The following is a 1,045-nucleotide window of genomic DNA, read 5'->3' on the forward strand; positions in this document are numbered from 1 at the left end:
ATACGAACCCACAGTACCCTCGGTTACCTAAGTCCAATAGAATTCAAATCGAAGCACCTTAATTAAACTGTCTAGTTTAGTGTTGACATTCCACAGGAGTAGGAATGAACGTCCAGTTCAAGGGTATAGCAGTTCCTGGCTTAAAAGGTAAAGGTAAGGAGGATTCACTTCAATTGAAAAGCTTCGGAGAATCTCCAAACAAATTTAGAAACTTCGAAGCCCATTTTACTATTCTTAATGAACATGTAGTTGAAAAAGACTGGTTATATAATCTTAAAGACTATGAAGGGGATTCACTAGAAAGCGCTCCAAAAGAATGGATAAGTTATGTTGAAAGTGGTCCCGATTATTTGGATCGCATTAGTTACGATAGTCAAACTTCAGGTGCATCATTACATAAAATCCTCGCCAGTGAGAAAGAGTATTTGCGTTTGACGAGAACTACCCAAGGAAAATTCAGGGAGAAACTATTAAAAGAATTTCCTAGTTGTAAGGTATGCGGATTGAAAATCAAAGAATTATTAGTGGCAAGTCATATAAAGCCTTGGAAAGATTGTGATGACGAAGAAAGGGTAGACGCATCAAATGGTTTCTTACTATGTCCTTCTCATAATGCATTATTTGATAGTGGTTTGATTACAGTAGAAGATACTGGGGATATATTAATTTCCGAATTGTTAGATAAGAAGGAATATCCTCTGCTAAACGTAAGAGAAGGTTTAGGAGTAGATGTTAAACACAAGCACTCAAAGTATTTGAAATGGCATCGTGATACAGTTTTTAGAGATAAAGCTTAAAGACTGTTACCAATTGGAGTTACTTTATTCTGAAAGGTTAATAATAAAAGATGAAGTACAAACTTGATTTTTAATGGTTCATGGAGTTTTGCTTTTAATTTTATTGAATGCTGTTCTTAAATATAAGGTAAACACTATTACATTTTTCTGCAATTGTGTAGTGCAAAATAGAAGTACAGAGATGTGCAACCTAAACGTACATAACTCTGCACTTCTTTTTTAAATAAAAAAAGCCTTGCCAGCCATCC

Annotated in this window: 1 protein-coding gene; it reads left to right on the forward strand. The window is 34.7% G+C overall.

Translation table 11 applies throughout. The features are described 5' to 3' along the window. Positions 1 to 104 precede the first annotated feature (104 nt). Complete coding sequence (locus H513_RS21050) at positions 105 to 797, forward strand: HNH endonuclease (RefSeq protein ID WP_051240138.1); 693 nt, start codon at positions 105 to 107, stop codon at positions 795 to 797. Positions 798 to 1,045: the final 248 nt, after the last annotated feature.

Source organism: Pontibacillus halophilus JSM 076056 = DSM 19796 (assembly GCF_000425205.1).
GTDB classification, from domain to species: Bacteria; Bacillota; Bacilli; order Bacillales; family BH030062; genus Pontibacillus_A; species Pontibacillus_A halophilus.